Origin of the sequence: Aeromonas sp. FL131 (assembly GCF_049860615.1) — a bacterium.
GTDB classification, from domain to species: Bacteria; Pseudomonadota; Gammaproteobacteria; order Enterobacterales; family Aeromonadaceae; genus Aeromonas; species Aeromonas hydrophila.
In genome coordinates this window covers 4,781,493-4,801,003 of sequence record NZ_CP187595.1, presented here as the reverse complement: position 1 = coordinate 4,801,003, position 19,511 = coordinate 4,781,493, and the positions used below count along the sequence as shown (strand labels likewise).

The window sequence follows — 19,511 nt, the reverse complement described above, 5'->3', positions numbered from 1 at the left end:
AAACCCCCTTAATCCTTACGGAACATCTTCAGCATGCGCTGAGTGACGGTGAAGCCACCGAAGATGTTGATACTGGCAATCAGCACGGCGACGAAGGCCAATGCGGTGACCAGGGTCGACCCTTGCCCAATCTGCAGCAGGGCACCGACCACGATAATGCCGGAGATGGCATTGGTGACCGACATCAGCGGCGTGTGCAGGGCGTGAGAGACGTTCCACACCACGTAGTAACCGACCACGCAGGCCAGGATGAATACGGTGAAGTGGGAGAGGAACGCCGCAGGCGCCACGGCAGCAACCCAACCGAAGGCGGCGATGCCGAGGGCACCGAACACGAACTTCTTGTTGGAGGGCTTGGCCGCTTCCTTCTTGGCGGCCGGTTTGGCGGCAGCCGGTTTTTGCGGGGCGGCAGAGACCGAGATGGCGGGCGGCGGGAAGGTCACTTCACCGGCCTGGATCACCGTCATGTTGCGCTGCACCACGTCTTCGAAGTTGATGGCGACGTTGCCGTCCTTCTCCTTGCACATCAGCTTCATCAGGTTGACCAGGTTGGTACCGTAAAGCTGGGAGGATTGGGCAGGCAGGCGGCCCGGCAGATCGGTGTAACCGATCACCTTGACGCCGTTGCCGGTGACATGCAGTTCACCCGGCACAGTGTATTCACAGTTGCCGCCAGCCTGGGCAGCCATGTCCACGATCACCGAGCCTGGCTTCATGCTGTCCACCATCTCTTTGGTGATCAGCTTGGGTGCCGGCTTGCCCGGGATCAGGGCGGTAGTGATGATGATGTCCACTTCCTTGGCTTGCTGGGCAAACAGCGCCATCTCGGCCGCGATGAACTCTTCGCTCATCACCTTGGCGTAACCGTCGGAGGAGGAGCCATCCTCGCCACCGAAGTCCAGCTTGAGGAACTCGCCACCCATGGACTCGATCTGCTCGGCCACTTCCAGACGGGTATCGAACGCACGCACGATGGCACCAAGGGAACCGGCAGTACCGATGGCGGCCAGACCGGCTACGCCGGCACCGATCACCAGTACCTTGGCGGGCGGCACCTTGCCTGCTGCGGTGATTTGGCCGGTGAAGAAGCGACCGAACTGGTGCGCGGCTTCGACCACGGCGCGATAGCCACCGATGTTGGCCATGGAGGAGAGGGCATCGAGGGACTGGGCACGGGAAATCCGCGGCACCATGTCCATCGCCATCACATTGATGTTGCGCGCGGACAGCTTCTTGACCAGCTCAGGGTTCTGGGCAGGCCAGATGAAGCTCACCAGGGTGGCACCATCTTTAATTTGTGCGATCTCGGCATCGGTCGGCGCATTGACCTTGAAGATGAGGTCGGCTTGCCAGACGCTCGGCACCACGCTGGCACCGGCAGCCTCGAAGGCGGCATCATCGAAGCTGGCCAGCAGGCCGGCACCGGCCTCGATGGCGACCTCGAAGCCGAGCTTTTTCAGCTGCTCAACGGTGGCCGGGGTCGCTGCGACCCGGGTCTCACCGGCGAGACTCTCTCTCGGTATTCCAATCTGCATGACTATTCCCTGATGGTTAATAAACAATCGCTGCCCAGTGTCGCATTTCTGGCGAAACAAGACATGACCAAAGTGCAGGTCACGGGCCCTTTGTTATGAAAATCAGTAGGCTTTACCTCAACCTCCTGTCATGGCCAGGCCCCCGCTTTTCAGGCGCGAAGGTGATTAGTATCAAATTTTGGAGTTTTATTACAACCGCAGTCCCGGCGGGGCGCGTACAGAATTCAGCCCATCCCGGACTATGATTTAAAAAAACAAACCAAATTAGCGACTTATACCAGTAAAAAGCGCTGGAAAAAGTGATCCAACCAGTCAAAAAAAATGTTTTACCGGCCCTCTATCTTAGCGCTTTTTGTTCTTACGAAATCCGCACGGATCACAGATATCGGGCCGAAAACGAAAAAAGTAACTGTTTTGTAACAGACAAGGGGCCGGCTACCCGCCAAATGAGCGGATCCGGCCCCTGCTATTTAATCGTTTCGATGGTGACGGACCAGTGCGCCCCGCTTACCAGGCCGCCTCATAAATATGCCGGCTCTGCACCAGGTCGATATCGCCGTGCTCGCCGATGGCGGTCATGCCATGTTCCGCCAGCTTGCCGAGCAGGGTATCAATTCCTGCGTCCGCCACGCCGTAATCCCGCAGCCGGGTCTTGATCCCCATCCGCTCGAAGAAGTCGCGGGTAGCGGCGATGGCGCCATCGATGCGCTCCGCTTCACTGCCGCTGCGCAGATCCCACACCCGCTCGGCGTATTGCAGCAGCTTGGCGTGTTTCTGCTGGCGCTTGGCCTGCAGCAGGGCCGGCAGCACCACTGCCAGGGTCTGGGCGTGGTCGAGGCCGTGCAGGGCGGTGATCTCGTGGCCCAGCATGTGGGTCGCCCAGTCCTGCGGTACGCCAGCCCCGATCAGGCCGTTCAGCGCCAGGGTGGCGCTCCACATGATGTTGGCGCGCACCTCGTAGTTTTCCGGTTCCACCAGCGCCTTGGGGCCCTCTTCCAGCAGGGTCAACAGCAGACCTTCGGCGAAGCGATCCTGCACCTTGGCGTTGACCGGATAGGTGAGGTACTGCTCCAGGATGTGGATGAAGGCATCCACCACCCCGTTGGCCACCTGACGGGCCGGCAGGGTGTAGGTCAGCACAGGATCGAGCACGGCGAAGCGTGGCATCACGAACGGCGAGAAGAAGTGCACCTTGTCGCCGCTGCTGCGACGGGTCACCACGGCGCCCATGTTCATCTCGGAACCGGTGGCAGGCAGGGTCAGCACGGCGCCGAGCGGGATGGCGGAGCGCACTTCGTTGCCCACGGTCTCGAGGATGTGCCAGGGATCCCGGGCCGGATCATAGTGGGCGGCCGCGGCGATGAACTTGGTGCCGTCGAGCACGGAGCCGCCGCCGACTGCCAGCAGGAAGTCGACCCGCTCGGCGCGGGCCAGCTCGACCGCCCCCATCAGGGTTTCATAGGTGGGGTTGGGCTCGATGCCACCGAATTCAAACAGGGTCATGCCAGCCAGCTCGCTGCGGATCTGGGCCAGCAGGCCGCTGCGCACCACGCTGCCGCCACCGTAGGTGATGAGGATGCGGGCATCGCGCGGCAGCTGTTCACGCAGCTGGGCGACCTGGCCCTTGCCGAACAGGATCTTGGTCGGGGTATGCAGGGTAAAGTTGTTCATCGACATTGCCTTTGTGAGTATCTGGCGGCCAGGCCGCAAAAATGTGATTGCATTTTTCTCCAGACAACCAATACCATCAAGGCAACATCCTGCTTTATTTTTGCCTATTCCTACAAAGCAGCCAAAACAGAACCCAAGAGCATCCCATGCAGACCCGCTACACCGATCTCGCCGCCAAGCTGGCCCGCCACGTCACCGCCCCCGGCATCACCCCCTCGCCGGTGGATCAGGTGAGCCTCATCTACACCACCGAATACCACGGCCGCACCCCTGTGCTCTATCAGCCACGGATGATAGTGATCCTGCAGGGGCACAAGGTGGGCTATCTGGCGGACCAGGTGTTTCGCTACGACCCCAACCACTACCTGCTGATGACCCTGCCGCTACCCTGCGAGTGCGAGTGCTTCGCCTCCCCCGAGCAGCCTCTCATCGGCTTCTCCCTCGAGATCAACCTGGTGACCCTGCAGGAGTTGCTGCTGGAGCTGGGGGATGCCCTGCCCGCCCCTGCCCCGCAAAAGAGCGGCGTGCACTCGGTGCCGCTGTCGGAGGCCATGTTCTGCGCTGCCGAGCGGCTGATCGATCTGATGGACAAACCCCATCACGCCCGGGTGCTGGGGCCGCAGACGGTGCGGGAGATGCTGTTCTACGCCCTGCACGAGGGGGGCGGCCCGGCGCTGCAGGCACTCGCCAATCGCCACAACCATGTGGGCCAGATTGCCCGTGTGCTGCGTATGATAGAGTCACGTTACGCCGACAACCTGACCATGGAGGAGCTGGCGCGGGAGGTGAACATGAGCGTCTCCGCCTTCCACCACCACTTCAAGGCGGTCACTGCCACCTCGCCGCTGCAGTACATCAAGTCGTTTCGCCTCCACAAGGCGCGGATGATGATGCTGCACGACGGCATCAAGGCGGGCACCGCGGCGACCAGGGTCGGCTACGAGAGCAACTCTCAGTTCAGCCGGGAGTACAAGCGCTTCTTCGGCAGCACGCCGACGGATCAGGCCTCCCGCTTTCGGGAAGGCCAGCTGCGCATCATAGAGGGATAACCAGAGAGGAATTGTTCATGCGTGCACTGCTTTGCCTGCTCACCGCCTGTCTGCTGACGGCCTGTACCGGCCTCGCCGACGGCATCCGCCCCGTTACCGGCTTCCAGCTCGACCGCTACCTCGGCACCTGGTACGAGATTGCCCGCCTCGACCACGGTTTCGAGCGCGGACTGGAGCAGGTGAGCGCCACCTACAGCCTGCGCGACGACGGCGGGGTCAAGGTGCTCAACCGCGGCAAGCAGAGTGACGGCAGCTGGCGCGAAGCCGAGGGCAAGGCCTACTTCGTCGACAAACCGGACGAAGCACGGCTCAAGGTGAGCTTCTTCGGCCCCTTCTACGGCGGCTACAACGTCATCGAGCTGGATCCCGATTATCAGCTCTCGCTGGTGACCAGCTACAACCACGACTACCTCTGGATCCTCGCCCGCTCACCCAATCCGCCCAAGGAGAAGGTGGACGCGCTGATCGCCAAGGCGAAGTCGCTGGGTTTTGCCACCGATCAGCTGATCTGGGTCAAGCAGACCCATTGAGCCTGTCGCAAAACAAGAAAGGGCAGCCCGCGGGCTGCCCTTTTTCATGGACGTTCGCCTGATGTTCAGAGCCGGAAGCGGCCGATCTCCTGCTCCAGCCGCTCGGTCAGCCCCTTCAGCTCGGCCGCCTGCGCCGCCTCCTGATTGGCCTGCTCGGCCAGCTCCTGGGAGACGTGGCGGATGTTCTCGGTGTTGCGGCTGATCTCGCTGGTGACCGAGGTCTGCTCTTCGGCCGCCGCCGCAATCTGGGTCGCCATGTCGCTGATGGCACCGATCGCTTCGTTGATCTGCCCCAGGCTCAGGTTGGCGGACTCCGCATCCTCCACGCTGGTGCCCGCCAGCTGGCGGCTGGTCTCCATGCCGCTCACCGCCCGGCGGGTGGTCTGCTGCAGGGTCTCGATCATCTGCTGGATCTCGTCGGTGGAGTCGTGGGTGCGGCGCGACAGCACCCGCACCTCGTCCGCCACCACCGCAAAGCCGCGCCCCTGCTCACCGGCCCGGGCCGCCTCGATGGCGGCGTTGAGCGCCAGCAGGTTGGTCTGCTCGGCAATACCGCTGATGGTGGCCAGAATGCCGCTGATCTTCTGGGCGTGGGCATCCAGCTCCACAATGATCTGGCTGGCGTCGGCCACTTCGTCCGCCAGCCCCGTGATGCTGCGCTGGCTCTGGCCGACCTGCGACTGACCGGCGACCGCCAGCTTGACCGCATCGCCCGAGGTGGTGGCGGCAAACTCGGCATTGCCGGCGATCTCCTGAGTGGCGGAGGCCATCTCGGTCACCGCAGTCGCCACCATCACGATCTCGTCCTGCTGCTGGCGCACCCGCTGGCTGCGGGACTGGGCCCCGGCTGCCTGGGCGCGGGACTGGGCCGCCAGCTCGACGGTGACGTCGCGCAGCCGGCTGACGATGCCATGCAGCCGCGCCACGAACTGATTGAAGCTCTCCGCCAGCTGACCCACCTCATCCTTGCTGCGAGTGTTGATATGCACCGTGAGGTCCCCCTCGCCGTGAGCGATGTCGTGCAGCGCACCAGCGACCCGGCCCAGATCGGCAAACAGATACTTGAACATGGCGGTGAGCAGGGCGCTGAATACCAGCATCAGCACCAGGGTCAGCCCCACCAGCTGCCACAGCAGGGTAGCAAGCGGCGCCTCCAGCACGTCGCGATACATCACCATGGCCAGCAGCCAGTCGGTGCCCGCCACCGGCTGCACCGCCAGCAGCACGTCGCGCCCGTCCAGGGTGGCGGCGTGCAGCTCGTTGTTCTCGCGGCCCCACTGCTGGAAGGTGGCCGCCGACAGGTCGGGGGAGAGCTCCGCTATCTGCTTGAGCGCCAGCTCCTTGTTGGGGTGGCCGACGATGAGACCGCTGCTGTCGAGCAGCATGGCATACCCCTCGCCCTGCACCTGCATCGCCAGCACCTCGTCGATCAGCTTGTCGAGCGCCAGGTTGGCCCCCACGGCGCCGACCAGCTCACCCTGATGCAGCACCGGCTCGGAGAGAGTGACCACCAGCTTCTGCATGGTGACGCTGACATAGGGCGCGGTGACGATAAGCTGTCCCGCCTTCACCGCATCCTGATACCAGGGCCGCTCGCGCGGGTCATAGTTGCCGGTGTTGAGGGAGGGGTCCTGGCGGGTCATCACCCCCTGGGTCGAGCCAAAGTAGGTGAGCCCGAAGCCGCCCGAGGTATAGGCCTGCTTCAGGTGGGGCACCAACTCGGCCTGCGGGTTGTCGGCGATCAGGTTCACCAGCGCGTGCACCGTGTTCTTTCGATCCGCCATCCAGTCGCCGATGGCGACCGAGTAGGCGTGGCCATAGTTGACCGCCTCGCTCTGGATGGCACTCATGGTGCGGGATTTGAGGGTGTGAAAGGCAACGATGCCGAGCAGTGAGGCCATCAGCAGCACCACCCCCAGACTGGTGGCCAGCAGCTTGCCGCGCAACGAAAGTGTCATGACTACGGATCCTTGTTGTTGTGACGGGCCAGGGAGAGACCCTTATTTAATCAAGGCTATCGGCCACATGCTGAACAGACTTTAGTGAATCCCAGTATTTTTACATCTATCAACAACAGAACCCGCTACTCGTCATTGCTGGATCGCTATTCCATGCTGCTGACAATCTGCATGAAGGGGCCAAAAAGCAGCTCCCCATGACAACAACAAGGCCGCCCGCAGGCGGCCTCCCATACTCTGCCCGGCAGGGCTACTTGACCCGGGCGATGGCGGTATTGAGCCGCATATTGGTCGCATCCAGCCCCGGGGTCTGGCCATGGAAGTCGAACTCCAGCCTGACACCGGGGCGGAACAACAGGCAGTGGGTGGAGCCGCCGAAGTGGAACATGCCGAGCGGATCCCCCTTCTGCACCCGATCCCCCGCCTGCACCGTGATCTCGCAGCTCGACACCTCGGCCATCCCCACCGGCACCACGCACATCAGGCCGATTTTGGGGTTGTCGGCCTCGATGAAGATGAGTGCCCGGGTCGCCACCGAGGTGAGGAACGGCTGGGAATTGTTGGGGGCGCTGGGATCCGCCCCCTGCGGGTCGGCAAAGCCTTCGAACTGGTTTTCCAGATAGTAGGTGCCGTTGACGATGCGCACCTTGCGGATGGTGCCGCTCACCGGGCTGTGCCAGCGATGGTAGCTGAGCGCGCTGAGGAAGGCCTGGTAGACGGTGCCGCCTTCGAAACGGGGCGCCAGATCGTCAAAATCGAGCATGTTGTCCAGCGAATAGGGCTGCCCCTTGAGCCAGAACTGATCGCTGCGGCTCACCTCCTTGCGCACCTGCAGCGGCGCCGACTCGCAGGCGTTGACGATGACACTGTCATCCGTCGGCGCAGATACCGGCCGCACCCCGGCCCGAAAACGTCGGGTGAAGAAGTCGTCCCAGCAGCTGAACCCGTGGTATTCGGCCGCCGGCTCGCACTCGAAGATCTGCTCGAAGCTGCCCGGTGTGGGGTTGGGCCCCTCCCCGACCGCCTCGTTCGCCACCTTGACCATCTCGGCCTTGGCCACCTTGCCGAGCCAGGGCACCACCAGGGTCTCCTGATCCAGCCGGCTGACCGGTTCATTCAACACATAGCGGGAAGCCGGGCTTTGCAGGAACTGGGCCCAGTAGTCGAGGATCTTCTTGAACTGCTGGTTGATCAGGGCGTTGGCAAAGAAGTGATAGCCGGACTGGGTGGCCATGGGCCAGTCGAGCAGGGCATTGATGGGAAAGCCGATGAGACCGGATGGCTCGTGGCTGGGGATGTCCTGATACGCCTCGGGCGCCGTGGTCATGATGCCGTTGAGCAGCCCCAGGAACTCCTCGAACGAGCGTACCTCTGGCTGACCGAGCGGGGTCAGGTGCTTGTGGCGCCAGGCTTCCTTGAACATGGCGTCGGCCTGGGCATGCAGCGCAGGGTCGGCATGGACCAGACCCCGCAGCTCGGCGATGGGGGGCACCAGCGCCCGCGGCTGCTGGGTCACGTAGTGCTTGATCCGCCGGATCCAGCGCTCGATATGGGCGCCATCGCGGGGGATCCAGCCACCGGGACGGGACTTGTTCAATCGGGTTTCAACTGCCTTGTTCATGGTTCGCTCTCCTCAGCTGATGTTCACGCCCACAATCCACGGCTTGAGCATTGAGTGCCGGCCTGCCAACGGCATGCCAAGGCACCGACCCTGTTATGTAGCACAGGGAGCGCGGCGGGACGATTGCCAGAAACGACAGGGCAAACCGGCGCAACAACGACTAGCGGTCGGGATGAACGAGTACAACGGGAGAAAGCGCCCTGCAACGACAGGCGGGACAAGGGACGGCGGGAAAAAACGGAAGGCCCGGAAAAGCGAAAAGCCAGCTCAATGAGCTGGCTTCTCTGAAGAATGGCAGGGGCGGCAGGACTCGAACCCGCAACCATCGGTTTTGGAGACCGCTGTTCTACCAATTGGAACTACGCCCCTGCAACAAACGAGGCGAATTATACAAAGCCGGGATCAAAGGTAAAGGCTTTTTTCTCACTTTCGGTGCGATTGCACAAAGGACGAGCAGATCTGGTCACTTTTTACAGCCAAAGGGGGTAACTCGCTGTATTTACAGCCTTGTTTGGGTAGGAAAGCAGCGGCAATGGGGGTAGGGTGAAGAGGTGGCCAGGCAATGAGGAGGCTGCTCATGCTCAATTATCGGTTACTTCAACAACTTGCACCGCTCAACTTCCGGGATGAGAGCAAAACCGAGGCCCTGCCGGACTATCTGGCACGGGTCGCCCCGCTGGTGCCCTTCATTCCCGACAATGTGCTCTCCCAGTGGATTTACCGCCATTGGCGCGGTTTTGAATCCAACTGGAGCTTTATCGATCTCGCCCGCCACCAGTTCGAGTGTGAAAGCTGGCCCACCGCCAGGATCATCGAGCAGACCGGCTCCCGCCATATGGAGGTGGTCGAACGCTGGGGCGAGATGCTGAGGCACAACCGTTACGTCCGTCGATCCTGGCTCGGGGAGTACATGCTGAGCCAGGGTACCTGGTCCGAACCCATCATAGTGCTGGCATCGGCGGCGGGCAGCAGCTACCCGGACGGTCACCCGCTGCCACAACCCTATTGCCTGCTGGAGGGGCACCACAGACTCGCCTATCTGCGCAGCATGGCCGCAGATGCGCAGCCCTTGCAGGCCGAACACCAGGTGTGGGTTTGCCGGCCAGTTCACGAAAGTTAAACGTTTTTCCGAGCAAATCTTGCCTTTGAAATAAATTTTTGACAATTCAAAATGCGACTCTATAATCTGTCCGGTTTGAAAAAAGGTCAGGACAGGACGATGCAGTTTTTGCTGAAAAAGACAGCCTTGCACACGGGTGGAGCGCACCAGAGCGGCCCCGTTGTTTCCGGTTCCCGACCCACAGATCCCCAATTGTTTTTAAAAAAAGCCCCTGTTTCAGGGGCTTTTTTTTGTGCCCGAAAAACCTTCATTGATGTCAAAGGGAATGCAGACGATGACCAATCCACTCTATAAGAAACATGTCATCTCCATTTCGGACCTGACCCGGCCCGACATGGAACTGGTGGTCGCAACCGCACAGCGGTTGAAGGCCGAGCCCGACACCCGCTTGCTGAAAGACAAGCTGGTTGCCAGCTGCTTCTTCGAAGCCTCCACCCGTACCCGCCTGTCGTTCGAGACCGCGGTCCAGCGCCTGGGTGGCAACATCATCGGCTTCGCCGACGGTGGCAACACCAGCGCCAAGAAGGGCGAGACCCTGGCCGACTCCATCAAGATCATCGGCTCCTACACCGATGCGGTGGTGATGCGTCACCCGAAAGAGGGGGCTGCCCGCCTCGCCTCCGAGTTCTCCCGCGTGCCGGTCATCAACGGCGGCGACGGCTCCAACCAGCATCCGACCCAGACCCTGCTCGACCTCTTCTCCATCCACGAGACGCAAGGCAAGCTGGACGGCCTCAACGTCGCCTTTGTCGGTGACCTCAAGTACGGCCGCACCGTGCACTCGCTGGCCCAGGCCCTCAGCCTGTTCAACTGCCGCTTCTTCTTCATCTCGCCGGAAGCGCTGGCGATGCCGGACTACATCTGCGAGGAGCTGGAAGAGAAAGGCATCCAGTTCAGCGTGCACGAGACCATGGAAGAGGTAATGCCGGAGCTGGACATCCTCTACATGACCCGGGTCCAGAAAGAGCGCTTCGACGAGACCGAATACAAGCACATGGCCGCCAAGTTCGTGCTGGAAGTGGCCACCCTGGAAGGCGCCAAGCCTACCATGAAGATCCTGCACCCCCTGCCCCGCGTCGACGAGATCGACGTCGCGGTCGACAAGACTCCCCACGCCTACTACTTCCAGCAGGCGGAGAACGGGGTTTATGCACGCCAGGCGCTGCTGGCTCTGGTACTGAACGAAACCGTCTAAGGGAAAGGGGTATATCATGTCCGAGAAGAACCAACTGCAAGTCGAAGCCATCCGTCACGGCTCCGTCATCGACCACGTCCCCGCCGGCCAGGGCATCAAGATCCTCAAGCTGTTCCAGCTGATCGAGACCCAGGAGCGCATCACCGTCGGTTTCAACCTGAAATCCGGCGCGCTGGGCAAGAAGGATCTCATCAAGATCGAGAACACTCGCCTGACCGAGCAGCAGGCCAACCAGCTGGCACTGTTCGCCCCCAAGGCGACCGTCAACATCATCGAAGACTTCGCCGTGGTGAAGAAACACCAGCTGGAGCTGCCGGAGTTCATCGCCGGGGTGTTCCACTGCCCCAACTCCAACTGCATCTCCCACAACGAGCCGGCGGACAGTTACTTCCGGGTGCGCGAGGTGAAAGGCGTGGTGCGGATGAAGTGCAAATACTGCGAGAAGTCCTTCACCCAGGACATCGTCAGCGAACGCTACTGATAGCTAGACTCAAAAGATATCCAGGTGGGCCCCAAGGGGCCCATTTTTGACCCCTGTCACATCACCAAATAACCAGTTGGTTATAATTTGCCATCCAAACAGAGCTATTCCCGCTCATTTCCTGCCAGTGCATTGATTGCCAGTATTTTTTGCTGATATTCAGCGAATGTGGCAGATATCGAGCGTTTACCGTCGGTCATCATCAAAGGAACTCGCCGTGGTCAAAACCCTCAGTCGTCCCGTGGAACAAGAGCCCGATCTGGCCCAGCTGGATGCCTGTCGCCAGATCATCGGCCAGCACTGCTACAGCACCCAGGAGGAGATCCGGCGCGAGCTGTCGGAGCGCGGTTTCGCCGACATCAGCCAGTCCACCATCTCCCGTCTGCTGCGCCGCCTCGGCGTGGCCAAGGCCCAGAATGCCAACGGCAAGAAGGTCTACACCCTGGTGGACGAGCAGCTGGAGCCCGCCGGCAGTACCCGCTCCATCCACGACATGGTGCGCGAAGTGGTGCACAACCAGCAGATGGTGTTGATCCACACCACCCCTGGCGCCGCCACCGTGGTGGCCCGCCTGCTGGATCGCAACGCCAATCCCGAGATCATGGGCGCCGTCGCCGGCAACGACGTGGTGCTGGTCGCCCCGCGCCACATCAGCCGCACCCGTCAGGCCCACGCTGCCGTGGTGCGCACCCTGGCCCAAGCCCGCTAACCCCTCCCACAAATAGCTCGAGGCGACCAGAAGGTCGCCTTTTTGTTGCCGCTGATCTTCGCCAAAACGGTTCATCCTCATCCGTTCTCCCCTCCCCACGACTTGAGTCGTCATGAGTCAGCCATAAAAAACGGGAGCCAGTGGCTCCCGTTTTCAGCTTTCTCTTCGTGGTGGATCAGAGCACTGCACCCAGGCTCAGGCAGACCACGATCAGCACGGTCAGCAGGCCGAGCAGCGGCGCCACCCATTTCAGCCAACGTACGTAGGGCACCTTGGCAATCGCCAGGCCACCCATGACCACGGCGGAGGTCGGGGTCACCAGGTTCACCAGGCCGGAGGCGGACTGATAGGCGGTGACCACCAGCTCGCGACCCACGTTGGCGAAGTCGGCCAGCGGCGCCATGATCGGCATGGTCAGCACGGCCAGACCGGAGGAGGACGGCACCAGGAAGGAGAGCACCACTTCCAGCACGAACATCACGTTGATGAACACCACGGTGGAGAGGCCGGTCACGATCCCTTCTGCGCTGTGCAGTATGGTGTGGGTGATCATGCCGTTGTCCATCACCACCACGATACCGCGGGCGATACCTATGATGAGGGCAACGCCGAGCAGGTCACGGGCACCGTCGATGAAGTTGGAGGTCAGCTCCTCTTCACTCATGCGAGAGATGACACCGACGATGATGGCGGCGGCCAGGAACACGCCGGAGATCTGCGCCATCCACCAGCCCAGCACGGCCACCCCGTAGATCATCACGGCGAAGGCGGCGACGAAGATACCCAGCACGATTTTACGGGTCAGGGTGAACTCCAGCATCTGGTCGCTCTTGTTGCCGAGGAAGTGGGCACGGTTCTCTTCCCACTTGTCAGCCACCAGGGATTTGCTCGGATCGTTGCGCACCATCTTGGCGTAACGCATCACATAGGCCACGCACAGCAGCCAGCCGGCGACCAGCATGGCGACGCGCAACCAGATGCCATCGGTGAAGGAGATACCGGCCGCATTGGCGGCAATCACGGTGGCGAACGGGTTGATGGTGGAACCCAGGGTACCGATACCAGCCCCCAGCAATACGGTTGCGGCAGCCACGACCGGGTCGAAACGGGCGGCCATCATCACCGGTACCAGCAGGGTGTAGAACGGCAGCGACTCTTCGGCCATGCCGTAGATGGTGCCGCCCGCAGCGAACAGCGCCATCAGGATCGGGATCATCCACTCTTCCCGGCCGCGCAAACGGTCGGTTACACGCTCGATACCGGCATCGATGGCACCTGTCTTGGTCACAATGCCAAGAAAACCACCGATGATCAGGATGAACAGGGAGACGTCGATGGCGCCTGCCTGATAGGTGTCATGGTTATAAAGACCGTCGATAGGTGCCAGCAGCACGTCGACGATCCCCTGGGGATTACCCTCCACCAGTTTGTAGGTACCAGCCACCGGCACTTCCTTGCCGAGGGCTTCGTTCATGGTCATTTCATATTTGCCGGCCGGCACTATCCAGCTCAGGGCGGCCACCAGGGCGATCAGCACGAACAGTATCGTGTAGGCTGACGGGAACTTGAATTTGGTCATGGTCCAGCTTCCTTCTGTGGGTGTGGTATCCATGCAGGCTGCGGGTCGTAGGGTTAGAGGTATTATGCCGCTGTCACATGGTCGAAAAGCCGGGGGTCACCCCCCGGCACCACTACTGCGACCTTAGTCGCCCAGCGTAGCAACCATCACTGCCTTGATGGTGTGCATCCGGTTTTCGGCCTCGTCGAACACGATGCTGTGCTCGGATTCGAACACGTCCTCGGTCACTTCCAGGCCTTTCATGCCATATTTGTCAGCCACTTCCTTGCCCATGGTGGTCTCATCGTTGTGGAACGCCGGCAGGCAGTGCATGAACTTCACATCCGGGTTCTTGGTGGCGTTGATGACATCCATGTTGACCTGATACGGGGTCATCAGTTTGACGCGTTGATCCCAGGCTTCTTTCGCTTCACCCATGGAAACCCAGACGTCGGTGTAGAGGAAGTCGGTACCCAGCACACCCTCTTTGACGTCTTCGGTCAGGGTGATGCGTGCGCCGGTCTCTTCGGCGATCAGGCGGCACTTGGCAACCAGCTCTTCTTCCGGCCAGAAGGCTTTCGGCGCAACCAGGCGGATGTCCATGCCCATCTTGGCGGCACCGACCATCAGGGAGTTGCCCATGTTGTTGCGGGCATCGCCCAGGTAGGCGAACTTGATTTGATCCAGACGCTTGCCCTTGCCGTGCTCCAGCATGGTCATGAAGTCGGCCAGGATCTGGGTCGGGTGGAATTCGTTGGTCAGGCCGTTCCAGACCGGTACACCGGCGTAGGCACCCAGCTCTTCCACGATCTCCTGACCGTAGCCACGGTATTCGATACCGTCATACATGCGACCCAATACCCGGGCGGTATCCTTCATGGACTCCTTGTGACCAATCTGGGAACCGCTTGGACCGAGGTAGGAGACTTGCGCGCCCTGGTCGAAGGCCGCCACTTCAAACGCACAACGGGTACGGGTGGAGGTCTTCTCGAAAATCAGGGCAATGTTTTTGCCGGTCAGGTGTTTACGCTCATAGCCACCGTATTTGGCTTTCTTCAGGTCGATGGCCAGATCGATCATGTATTGGATTTCGCGCGGGGTGAAGTCCAGCAGTTTCAGGAAGTTACGGTTACGCAGATTAAAAGCCATGATGAGTTCTCTCTATATTTGTTCAGACCAATTTAGGCAGTAGTGTTGACTACGCATTCTTCAGTACAGATTTGTGCAGACCCCAGAGGGCCGAGTTTCAATTACGCATTCACGGTACGGGTGGCGACGATATTGGTACCGGCTTCGCCCTTGAGGATGGCGAGGCCATCTTCCAGCGAACCGATGCCGACCATGCCGCCGGTCGCTTTGACAAATTCACAGGAGGCTTCGACTTTCGGCCCCATGGAGCCGGCATCGAACTTGACCCCGGCCAGCTCGTCCGGGCTGGTGATCCGCAGCGGACGCTGAGTCGGTTTGCCCCAGTCCAGATAGACGGCATCGGCATCGGTCAGGATCAGCAGGGCGTCGGCCTTGATCTGCTTGGCCAGGTAGGCGGCAGACATGTCCTTGTCGATGACGGCTTCGATGCCGGTCAGGCTCTGGCCATCCCAGGTCACCGGGATGCCACCACCACCGGTACAGATGATGAGGTGACCCTGGGCGATCAGGGTTTCGATGGCGTCGCCTTCGACGATGCGCTGGGGCAGCGGGGACGGTACTACGCGGCGGAAGAACTTGCCGTCAGCCTTGACCACCCAGTGCTTCTCGGTCGCCAAGGTGCGTGCCTCAGCCTCTTCGTAGACGGGGCCGATAAATTTGGTCGGATTGGCAAACGCCGGATCCTTGGGATCGACCTGCACCTGGGTCAGCAGCGCGGTAACGTTGCGGCTCGGCATCAGGTTCTTCAGTTCCTGGATCAGCATGTAGCCGATCATGCCCTGGGACTCGGCACCCAGCACATCCAGCGGATAGGGGGATACCTTGGTGTAGGCACTGTTTTGCAGGGCCAGCAGACCGACTTGTGGGCCGTTGCCATGCACCAGCACCACGTTGTACTCCTGAGCGATCAGGGCGATGGTCTTGGCCGCGGTGGCGATGTTTTTGCGCTGGATGTCAGCTTCGAGCGGCTCGCCACGACGGAGCAGAGCATTGCCACCCAGGGCGACGACGACAGTTGGTTTTTTCATGAGTGTTACTCTCGAGTCTTGGTATCTGTGGCGCCGGCCTCTTGCCGGCGCCACGCCGTCTTGTTAGATGCCGTCGCGTTCCATCGGGCAGCTCATGCAGCGGGCGCCGCCGCGACCACGTCCCAGCTCTTCACCCGGGATGGGCAGCACTGTGATGCCTGCCTTGTCGTACTTCTCGTTGGTGTAGGTATTGCGCTCGTAACCCACCACCACGCCGGGACGCACGGTCAGCACGTTGTTGGCATCGTTCCACTGCTCGCGCTCGGCCTCGAAGGTGTCACCACCTGTGGTGATGAGCTTGAGCTGATCGACACCCAGTGCCTTCTCGATGGCGGTGACGAAGTAACCCTCTTCCTTGATGTTCATGCCGGTGGCGCCGCCCGGAGTCAGGCTCCAGCAGTTCACATCCTTGCGGATGACTTCCGGATAAACGGAGAAGGTGTCTATGTCCATGTGGGTCATGACGGTATCGAGGTGCATGCAGCTGCGGTGTTTCGGCAGTTGCATGGCGATGACCTGCTTGGCCTGGCCGTGTTTGAACAGGCCGCGCGCCAGGTGTTCGACCCCTTGCGGTGTGGTGCGCTCGGACATGCCGATGAGCACGGAACCGCGGCCGATGACCAGCACGTCACCCCCCTCGATGGTGGAGTTGTCGTAGTCGCGATCTTCATCACCGAAGTATTTGATGAAGTCCTGACCGGCGAACTGCGGGTGCCAGCGGTAGATGGCCTTCACATGGTTGGTCTCGCGACGACGGGCGGCCTTGGCCATGGGGTTGATGGAAACGCCACCATAGACCCAGCAGGAGGTGTCACGGGTAAAAAGGTGGTTGGGCAGCGGCTCGATGATGAAGTCGGTCGGGGCGTGCATGCCGACTACCATGTTGACGCCGCTGTAGGGCATCTCGGAGTAGGTCAGGCCGCCGGAAAGAATGCGGGCCAGTTCACGGTGCGGCATGTCTGCCAGGAAGCAGCGCACGTCGTTGGCAAAGGAGGTGCCGAGGCGATAGTCGGAGACCTGATGTTGCAGCAGCCAGGTTTTGGCTTCCGGCACGTCCAGGGTTTCGGCCAGCAGATTGGTCAGCAGGAAAACTTCGACATTCTGATCGCGCAGTACCTGAGCGAATTTGTCGTGCTCCTGACCGGCACGTTCAACTGACAGGACGTCATCAAACAGCAGATCCTGGCAGTTGGAAGGAGTCAGACGCTTCAGACTGAGGTTGGGGCGGTGCAACATGACACGGCGCAATTGGCCAACTTCAGAACCTACATAAAATTTGCTCATGATTATATTCCGTCTAGCAGTGGTCCCTGCGAGTGATTGAATAGATTCCTTCTATTCATGCTCGTGGCTAAGGCGGGATATTCTTTATGTAGGGTAATCGGCTTGTGTTCTATCCTGCCCTTGCCTTTCGAGACCGAGGTTAGACCTGCGAATCACACCAAACTTAGACATTGATCACATTCACTTATAACTGAATAAAATCACGGTTTATTCTTTGATAGGGATAACAGAACTGACAATCTCCCATTCATCACCCTCGTTTAAATACGCACTTTTCATCGTGAATTTTTCATATTTCTTCTTGTTTCATTCATCCACTATATCTACTAAGGGATATATATAAAAATAAAAAACCTTCAATTTCATAGAGATAAAAACAAAATCAACATTCATTGAATTTAATATGCAAAAAATTGAATTTTATGAGATTTCAAAGCGGTGATGCGGGGAAATAAATAGTCATTGCCTGCCTGCTCACTGAATAATCTGTTTGTTGTCCCAGATCATGGCATCTCGTCCAACCCGCTCGCGCAGGCCCGCTGCGGCGCACCTGCCGGCTCATCATTTATATGGATATGCACCCAGTCCGCATCTTGGCCGCTCATTTTTCAGGACGCCTGCCATCAGCTCTTTTCAAACTTTTTTCATTAGTTGAATTTATTTCAGCACCTTGCGTCACCAACCACCTCGGCTTAACTCAGAAAGTGATCAGGATCACACTCGTTTTATCACCAAGGAGATAACCATGAAGATCAAGTCACTGCTGTTGTTTGCCACCCTGCTGCTGCCCATGACCCCTGCACTGGTCAGTGCAGAAGGAGCGCCGGCCATGCCGCTGGTGGTATGCCAGGTCGATAAGGCTCCCCAGATGCTGGTGCCGGCCTATGTCTGTCAGTGGTATGGCGGCAGCCAGCACTATTGAGAGTGAGAGCCCAAGAGGAGGCCACCTCCTCTTGGCTTGTCATGGCCCAACCCCCTCCTATACTCAATGCAGCTGTTTTTCATAGGGATAGGGGACGGTCATGATCCTGCTGGTCGGTGGCGAAAAAGGGGGGAGCGGCAAGAGTTGCCTGGCCCAGAATCTGGCGGTTTACCTCAGGACCCAATTTCATGGCGAGGTGTTGCTGGTCGATTGCGATCCACAGCGCACCACCTCGGACTGGATCCAGGAGCGCAATGACAATCCGGACCTGCCCCAGATAAATTGTGTTCAGCTCTACGGCAACATCCGCAACGACCTGCTCAGCCTGAAGAACCGCTATGACTATCTCATCGTCGATTGCGGCGGCCAGGACAACCGGGCTCTGCGTTCCACCATGGCAGTTGCCACCCACGCCCTGATCCCGCTGCGCCCCAAACGCCGCGATCTCAAGACCTTGCCGCACATGGAAGACCTCATCACCACCTGCAAGATGGTCAACCCCAGCCTGCGGGCGGCCGTGGTGCTGACTCAGTGCCCTGCCCTCCCCAACCAGGTGAAGCGGATCCTGGAGGCCAAGGAGGTGTGCTCTTCCTTCGGTGTCGACGTACTCAACTCCATTACCTATGGCCGCAATGTCTACGATGACAGCGAGGAGAAGGGGTTGTCGGTGATGGAAATAGAACCGGATGGCAAATCTGCCGAAGAGATCCGGGCCATCGCCAAGGAGTTTCTGGAGCTGGGGGTGTGAGATGGGCCTTGCCGACCTGAAGAAGAAACACAACCTGCATCATCAGAAGAAGTTCACCATTGACGAGTTCATCGAAGATGCTGACTTCTACGCCAAGGGCAAACCCAAGGTTGTCAGCCTGGAGCTGAATCTTCATCGGGAGGAAGCCCTCACTGCACTCGCCTTCATCGAGAATGGTGAACACCTGAAACCCAGCTACAAAAAAGCGACCTTTTCCCTGAGTACCACCGCCATCGATGAGCTTGGCAGCCTGACCCAGCAGGATGGCATGAACAAATCCCTGTTGCTGCGTCTGTTTACCCATTACTTCTCCTCCTTGAGCCCGGAAGAACGCCAAACCATCTATGAACGGCTACAGGAACACAACTGACACGACAGTCGTGTCACTGATTATCACCCCCAGCTCCCCGCGCTCTGCTCCCCTTATCCCTTTCTGAACCCTGGTTAAACGGCGTGTGAGACATTCGCCATTCACCTCGTGAGCAAAGCGCCGAAAAAGCTCTCGCGATAGTCGGAAGATAGGATCAAAAAACCTGAACACAAACAAAATAAAGCATTGATTTAAAATGAAATATATCGAAACAGGTTTCCTTCGTAACGAGATGCGTAAAAACGTTTTTCAATCTGCCGTTGTCGTGCCCCGTGAAATCCTTATAGTTACTCCTGCACGGACGCAATGAAGTCGGTCAGGAAGACTGGCTGCCAGGGTTGGGCAAATGGACTCACCACAGGATGTGGTAAAGGACACCTCCCAGGACGGAGAAAGTGCGACGGGAACGGATGACTCGTCAGGCCATGATGGCTAAAGGACACCACAAAGGATTGGGAAGGGGAAACCTAAAGGAAGAGGTATAGTCAGGGATTGCAGGGAGCAACTTCGTTCAAGGACATGAGCGATAAGACTATCGGGGGCGACGCAAGTCGCCCCCATCTTTTTTGGCCATTTTTCTTCG

18 protein-coding genes and 1 tRNA gene are annotated in these 19,511 nt (G+C 59.7%); 10 read left to right on the top strand and 9 right to left on the bottom strand.

Annotated features, from left to right (window positions below; all coding sequences use genetic code 11):
- Window positions 1–8: 8 nt before the first annotated feature.
- Both pntA and yqhD read right to left on the bottom strand, forming a co-directional pair.
- On the bottom strand, window positions 9–1,535 hold the full coding sequence (pntA, locus tag ACPW75_RS22340; RefSeq protein ID WP_011707743.1) for a Re/Si-specific NAD(P)(+) transhydrogenase subunit alpha: 1,527 nt from the start codon (window positions 1,533–1,535) through the stop codon (window positions 9–11).
- Window positions 1,536–2,042: 507 nt separating this feature from the next.
- Window positions 2,043–3,206 (bottom strand): alcohol dehydrogenase, encoded by a 1,164-nt coding sequence (yqhD, locus tag ACPW75_RS22335; protein WP_179101345.1) that lies wholly within the window; start codon window positions 3,204–3,206, stop codon window positions 2,043–2,045.
- A 146-nt stretch (window positions 3,207–3,352) separates the two neighbouring features.
- On the opposite strand from yqhD, the gene ACPW75_RS22330 reads away from it, so the two are divergent.
- Window positions 3,353–4,255 (top strand): AraC family transcriptional regulator, encoded by a 903-nt coding sequence (locus tag ACPW75_RS22330; protein WP_010635812.1) that lies wholly within the window; start codon window positions 3,353–3,355, stop codon window positions 4,253–4,255.
- Between the two features lie 17 nt (window positions 4,256–4,272).
- Entirely contained in the window at window positions 4,273–4,785 is a 513-nt protein-coding gene (locus tag ACPW75_RS22325; protein WP_077095699.1) for a lipocalin family protein, read from the top strand.
- Between the two features lie 65 nt (window positions 4,786–4,850).
- On the opposite strand, the gene ACPW75_RS22320 is transcribed toward ACPW75_RS22325, so the two are convergent.
- From ACPW75_RS22320 to ACPW75_RS22310, 3 genes are all read right to left on the bottom strand, one after another.
- The gene (locus tag ACPW75_RS22320; protein ID WP_017409775.1) at window positions 4,851–6,743 is read right to left on the bottom strand and encodes a methyl-accepting chemotaxis protein; all 1,893 of its coding nucleotides are present in this window, start codon (window positions 6,741–6,743) and stop codon (window positions 4,851–4,853) included.
- 250 nt (window positions 6,744–6,993) lie between these two features.
- Window positions 6,994–8,364, bottom strand: coding sequence for a phosphatidylserine decarboxylase family protein (locus ACPW75_RS22315; protein WP_077095700.1), 1,371 nt, complete (start codon window positions 8,362–8,364; stop codon window positions 6,994–6,996).
- 292 nt (window positions 8,365–8,656) lie between these two features.
- Window positions 8,657–8,733 (bottom strand) — tRNA-Trp (locus ACPW75_RS22310).
- Between the two features lie 208 nt (window positions 8,734–8,941).
- Here ACPW75_RS22310 and ACPW75_RS22305 point away from each other — a divergent pair.
- The 5 genes from ACPW75_RS22305 to ACPW75_RS22285 all read left to right on the top strand — a co-directional run bounded on the left by ACPW75_RS22305 (window position 8,942) and on the right by ACPW75_RS22285 (window position 11,869).
- Window positions 8,942–9,484, top strand: coding sequence for a hypothetical protein (locus ACPW75_RS22305; RefSeq protein WP_077095701.1), 543 nt, complete (start codon window positions 8,942–8,944; stop codon window positions 9,482–9,484).
- Between the two features lie 99 nt (window positions 9,485–9,583).
- Entirely contained in the window at window positions 9,584–9,778 is a 195-nt protein-coding gene (locus tag ACPW75_RS22300; RefSeq protein WP_143238959.1) for a hypothetical protein, read from the top strand.
- Entirely contained in the window at window positions 9,759–10,679 is a 921-nt protein-coding gene (pyrB, locus tag ACPW75_RS22295) for an aspartate carbamoyltransferase (RefSeq protein ID WP_016352301.1), read from the top strand. The genes ACPW75_RS22300 and pyrB overlap by 20 nt, the downstream gene beginning before the upstream one ends.
- A 16-nt stretch (window positions 10,680–10,695) precedes the next feature.
- Entirely contained in the window at window positions 10,696–11,160 is a 465-nt protein-coding gene (pyrI, locus tag ACPW75_RS22290; protein ID WP_077095702.1) for an aspartate carbamoyltransferase regulatory subunit, read from the top strand.
- A 217-nt stretch (window positions 11,161–11,377) separates the two neighbouring features.
- Window positions 11,378–11,869 (top strand): arginine repressor, encoded by a 492-nt coding sequence (locus ACPW75_RS22285; RefSeq protein WP_016352302.1) that lies wholly within the window; start codon window positions 11,378–11,380, stop codon window positions 11,867–11,869.
- A gap of 175 nt (window positions 11,870–12,044) precedes the next feature.
- Here the strand turns inward: ACPW75_RS22285 and ACPW75_RS22280 are convergent, their stop codons facing one another.
- The 4 genes from ACPW75_RS22280 to arcA form a co-directional block, all read right to left on the bottom strand.
- Window positions 12,045–13,448, bottom strand: a complete 1,404-nt coding sequence (locus tag ACPW75_RS22280) for a YfcC family protein (protein WP_011707752.1) — start codon at window positions 13,446–13,448, stop codon at window positions 12,045–12,047.
- Between the two features lie 123 nt (window positions 13,449–13,571).
- Window positions 13,572–14,576, bottom strand: coding sequence for an ornithine carbamoyltransferase (gene argF / locus ACPW75_RS22275; RefSeq protein ID WP_017409770.1), 1,005 nt, complete (start codon window positions 14,574–14,576; stop codon window positions 13,572–13,574).
- Between the two features lie 101 nt (window positions 14,577–14,677).
- Entirely contained in the window at window positions 14,678–15,604 is a 927-nt protein-coding gene (arcC, locus tag ACPW75_RS22270; protein ID WP_073352119.1) for a carbamate kinase, read from the bottom strand.
- Between the two features lie 63 nt (window positions 15,605–15,667).
- On the bottom strand, window positions 15,668–16,888 hold the full coding sequence (gene arcA / locus ACPW75_RS22265) for an arginine deiminase (protein ID WP_011707755.1): 1,221 nt from the start codon (window positions 16,886–16,888) through the stop codon (window positions 15,668–15,670).
- Window positions 16,889–17,633: 745 nt separating this feature from the next.
- On the opposite strand from arcA, the gene ACPW75_RS22260 reads away from it, so the two are divergent.
- The 3 genes from ACPW75_RS22260 (at window position 17,634) to ACPW75_RS22250 (ending at window position 18,928) form a co-directional block, all read left to right on the top strand.
- Window positions 17,634–17,810 carry a hypothetical protein gene (locus ACPW75_RS22260; protein WP_175610347.1) on the top strand — a complete coding sequence of 59 codons (177 nt, stop codon included), beginning with the start codon at window positions 17,634–17,636 and terminating at the stop codon, window positions 17,808–17,810.
- 100 nt (window positions 17,811–17,910) lie between these two features.
- Window positions 17,911–18,558 carry an AAA family ATPase gene (locus ACPW75_RS22255; protein ID WP_011707757.1) on the top strand — a complete coding sequence of 216 codons (648 nt, stop codon included), beginning with the start codon at window positions 17,911–17,913 and terminating at the stop codon, window positions 18,556–18,558.
- Between the two features lies 1 nt (window position 18,559).
- Window positions 18,560–18,928 (top strand): CopG family transcriptional regulator, encoded by a 369-nt coding sequence (locus ACPW75_RS22250; protein WP_011707758.1) that lies wholly within the window; start codon window positions 18,560–18,562, stop codon window positions 18,926–18,928.
- Window positions 18,929–19,511 lie beyond the last annotated feature (583 nt).

What these genes read in the sequence shown, in the direction of transcription:
- ACPW75_RS22325 (WP_077095699.1), top strand. Translation starts at nt 4,273, where the DNA reads ATGCGTGCACTGCTTTGCCTGCTCACCGCCTGTCTGCTGACGGCCTGT.
- pntA (WP_011707743.1), bottom strand. Translation starts at nt 1,535, where the DNA reads ATGCAGATTGGAATACCGAGAGAGAGTCTCGCCGGTGAGACCCGGGTC.
- ACPW75_RS22255 (WP_011707757.1), top strand. Translation starts at nt 17,911, where the DNA reads ATGATCCTGCTGGTCGGTGGCGAAAAAGGGGGGAGCGGCAAGAGTTGC.
- ACPW75_RS22315 (WP_077095700.1), bottom strand. Translation starts at nt 8,364, where the DNA reads ATGAACAAGGCAGTTGAAACCCGATTGAACAAGTCCCGTCCCGGTGGC.
- ACPW75_RS22260 (WP_175610347.1), top strand. Translation starts at nt 17,634, where the DNA reads ATGAAGATCAAGTCACTGCTGTTGTTTGCCACCCTGCTGCTGCCCATG.
- ACPW75_RS22305 (WP_077095701.1), top strand. Translation starts at nt 8,942, where the DNA reads ATGCTCAATTATCGGTTACTTCAACAACTTGCACCGCTCAACTTCCGG.
- yqhD (WP_179101345.1), bottom strand. Translation starts at nt 3,206, where the DNA reads ATGAACAACTTTACCCTGCATACCCCGACCAAGATCCTGTTCGGCAAG.
- ACPW75_RS22320 (WP_017409775.1), bottom strand. Translation starts at nt 6,743, where the DNA reads ATGACACTTTCGTTGCGCGGCAAGCTGCTGGCCACCAGTCTGGGGGTG.
- pyrB (WP_016352301.1), top strand. Translation starts at nt 9,759, where the DNA reads ATGACCAATCCACTCTATAAGAAACATGTCATCTCCATTTCGGACCTG.
- arcA (WP_011707755.1), bottom strand. Translation starts at nt 16,888, where the DNA reads ATGAGCAAATTTTATGTAGGTTCTGAAGTTGGCCAATTGCGCCGTGTC.
- ACPW75_RS22300 (WP_143238959.1), top strand. Translation starts at nt 9,584, where the DNA reads ATGCAGTTTTTGCTGAAAAAGACAGCCTTGCACACGGGTGGAGCGCAC.
- ACPW75_RS22280 (WP_011707752.1), bottom strand. Translation starts at nt 13,448, where the DNA reads ATGACCAAATTCAAGTTCCCGTCAGCCTACACGATACTGTTCGTGCTG.
- argF (WP_017409770.1), bottom strand. Translation starts at nt 14,576, where the DNA reads ATGGCTTTTAATCTGCGTAACCGTAACTTCCTGAAACTGCTGGACTTC.
- ACPW75_RS22250 (WP_011707758.1), top strand. Translation starts at nt 18,560, where the DNA reads ATGGGCCTTGCCGACCTGAAGAAGAAACACAACCTGCATCATCAGAAG.
- arcC (WP_073352119.1), bottom strand. Translation starts at nt 15,604, where the DNA reads ATGAAAAAACCAACTGTCGTCGTCGCCCTGGGTGGCAATGCTCTGCTC.
- pyrI (WP_077095702.1), top strand. Translation starts at nt 10,696, where the DNA reads ATGTCCGAGAAGAACCAACTGCAAGTCGAAGCCATCCGTCACGGCTCC.
- ACPW75_RS22330 (WP_010635812.1), top strand. Translation starts at nt 3,353, where the DNA reads ATGCAGACCCGCTACACCGATCTCGCCGCCAAGCTGGCCCGCCACGTC.